At 68.8% G+C, this 2,629-nt stretch carries 4 protein-coding genes and 1 pseudogene; 3 read left to right on the plus strand and 2 right to left on the minus strand.

Going from position 1 to position 2,629, the window contains the following annotated elements:
• Positions 1-133: pseudogene (locus tag G6038_RS31750) on the minus strand (glucose-6-phosphate dehydrogenase (coenzyme-F420)); the annotation flags it as partial.
• An 85-nt stretch (positions 134-218) separates the two neighbouring features.
• On the opposite strand from G6038_RS31750, the gene G6038_RS30530 reads away from it, so the two are divergent.
• The gene (locus tag G6038_RS30530) at positions 219-386 is read left to right on the plus strand and encodes a hypothetical protein (protein ID WP_165042631.1); all 168 of its coding nucleotides are present in this window, start codon (positions 219-221) and stop codon (positions 384-386) included.
• 65 nt (positions 387-451) lie between these two features.
• Complete coding sequence (locus tag G6038_RS30535) at positions 452-1,222, plus strand: DeoR/GlpR family DNA-binding transcription regulator (protein WP_165042633.1); 771 nt, start codon at positions 452-454, stop codon at positions 1,220-1,222.
• A gap of 269 nt (positions 1,223-1,491) precedes the next feature.
• Here the strand turns inward: G6038_RS30535 and G6038_RS30540 are convergent, their stop codons facing one another.
• Positions 1,492-1,800 (minus strand): hypothetical protein, encoded by a 309-nt coding sequence (locus tag G6038_RS30540; RefSeq protein WP_165042635.1) that lies wholly within the window; start codon positions 1,798-1,800, stop codon positions 1,492-1,494.
• 644 nt (positions 1,801-2,444) lie between these two features.
• Between G6038_RS30540 and G6038_RS31085 the strand changes: the two genes are divergently transcribed.
• On the plus strand, positions 2,445-2,629 hold a 185-nt coding region (locus tag G6038_RS31085; RefSeq protein WP_206025886.1), incomplete at its 3' end, for a hypothetical protein.

Below are 2,629 nucleotides of genomic sequence, written 5' to 3' on the forward strand. Positions count from 1 at the left end.
TGTGCCGCCACGGCTGGAAATGATCCGACACCGTCGCCGAATCCATCCCCCGCTCCTCGGCGAGCACCGCCAGCTCCACCAGCTCCCGCGGCCCGAACTGCTCCGCCGACGCCTTGTACCCCAACTTGAGCATCACGCCTCCACTCACCGAATCGTGCAACCGGCCAGCGATCACACGAGAAAGACACCGGATATCCGAGCCGGGGAACCTCTGCCGCATGCTCGGGCTCGAGCACCCGACAGGATCGACCCGCATCGACGCCCTCAAAATCCACGGGATCGTTCCCGTCCGGGAACCTACACCGCTACTCGCTTTCGCGCATCGAATGCCTGAAATCATGCAGTCCGAGCCTTTGGCTGTCAACAATGCGCGCAAGAACGGTTAGACTCGGGACCCGCCACCCCGAACCGCCACTCCTTGCCACCGGCCCCACCCCGGGAGGAACCCGCCTTGTCTGCCAGCACACGACGCCGCGACATCCTCGACCGGCTCGTCGCCGACGGCTACGTCGAAGCCAAAGCCCTGGCACGAGAACTCGGCGTCGACACCTCGACGATCCGGCGCGACCTCGATGCGCTGGTGCGCCTCGGCCGGGCCGAACGCACCCACGGCGGCGCCCGCCGCACCGTCGACGGGGACCTGGCCGACATCCCCTACGCGGTCAAGGAACACACCCACACGGCCGAGAAGGCGCTCATCGGGCAGGAGGCGGCACGCCGGGTGCGCGACGGCGACCGGGTCATTCTCGACAGCGGCTCGACCACCTATCAGGTCGCCGCCGCGCTCCGCCACCGCAGCGATCTGACGATCCTGACCAACGACCTGCGCATCGGCAAGTTCGTCGCCACCCTCCCCCACGTGCGCCTGCTGGTCACCGGCGGCGAACTGCTGGGTTCGGTGTTCACCCTCGTCGGCGAACGCACGGTGGAGTTCCTGTCCGACTACTCGGTCGACTGGACCTTCCTCGGCGCCGACGCGATCGACCCCGACGCCGGCATCACCAACACCAACACCCTGGAAATCCCCGTCAAACGCGCCATGATCGCCGCAGCGGCCCGCACGGTGGTGGTCGCCGACAGCTCCAAATTCGGACACCGCGCCCTGGCCCGGGTGGCCACGTTGACCGAAGTCGACACCATCCTCACCGACCCCGGACTGCCGCCGGACCAGGTCGGGCGCTACGGGGACGGGCTCCATCGCCTCGACCAGGCACCGCACTGACCCGCGTCGTTGCCCTCTCCTCCGCCCCGACACACTCCCGGCCCCGGAATGCTGCCGGATTCTCGGGTCCCGGAACAGGGACAGCGCCACCGGCACTCGGGTCCGGTCTCGCCGCGGGTCGGGACGGGCCGCTGATCGAGGTTGCACTCGGCGAAACCCATATGGGTTCTCCTATCCACTATGGGCTAGAGGTCTGAGTATGATCCGGGGTCCGCCGCAGGTGGGGCTTTTCTCGGGCGCCGGAACCGGGAGTGGTGGGCAGATGCGGTTCAGGGAGCACGTGTGACCTGGCGGTTGAGCCGGTCCGCCGGCCCGGTCACGGCGGTGCGACCGGCGTCGTCGACGACGAGGGACGGGTAGTCGAGGTGCGCCCCGGAGGTGAAAAAGTCTGCGGCGTAGAGCCTCTCGCCGACCAGCGCCCTCAGGTCCTCGGCGCCGTGGGATTCGACCCGGGTGGTCCGGGACCCGGACAGCGCCGGTAAATCCAGGATCGGGGCGAGGGCGGCGACCGTCGCGGTGGCGTGGGTGCCCGGCACTGCGGGCGCGGTGGTCGTGCCCGAGAGCATGGTCACCACCACCGACGCCACCTCGCGGTGGGCTCGTCGGCGTCGTCGCCTCCGGATCCGCACAGCATCGGCAGGCGATCATTCTCTTATCGGAGTCCGCCGGCACTGTGTGACGACGCAGATGCACCCACGATTCGGCCTCGCATACCCGGGCCGAATCGGGCCCCGATCCCGACCGGGTACTGCCGCCCAGTACGGTTCGCGCAGTGCGCCGTCGACAACGACGGCGCACTCGCCCCTGCCGGGTGTGATCGATGGACGCGAGAGAGTGCATGGCATGGATCACACTGTCTGGACTTTCCTGCTGCGACTCGTGAAAATCACTGGAATACCGTTCGTTTCCACGAGCAGAAGGTCCGGGTAGCGCCCCTGCCAGCCGACATTCATCGTTGGCGGGGGCTGCGCTTGGACTGTGCCCCACAAGCTCCACGGTTGCCCCCGGGCCCCCTCGGCGCCCGGTCTGTTCACCAGCGGCCGCACAGCGAACCGCATCCGAGCAACGCTGCACTCGATCATCGTGAGCGGCGGCGTCACGTCGTCGGTCTCGCCCGTCTCCTCCGACCGAGTGGGAGTTCCCGCGGTGTCCTGCATGCCCTTCCGTACTCCCGGACCCAATTTCGTCACTGTGACACGAACACGGGGCGGAGCCCCGTCGGGTGCCGCTCGGCTCCACCGGCGTCCTTCGTCGGCGCGCCGAGATCTTCGACTGGTGCGTCGTCGTGCGCGGCGTGTTGGCCGACGAACCCGAACGCCACCCCACGACCGCCCTTGTCCGACCTCCCGCCCACGGCACCCCCACCTCGCCGCACCTCCCTCGAGGACCGGGGGCGCCGCCGAGGAT

This window comes from Rhodococcus sp. 14C212, from assembly GCF_011058195.1.
In the GTDB taxonomy this organism is placed as follows: Bacteria; Actinomycetota; Actinomycetes; order Mycobacteriales; family Mycobacteriaceae; genus Rhodococcus; species Rhodococcus aetherivorans.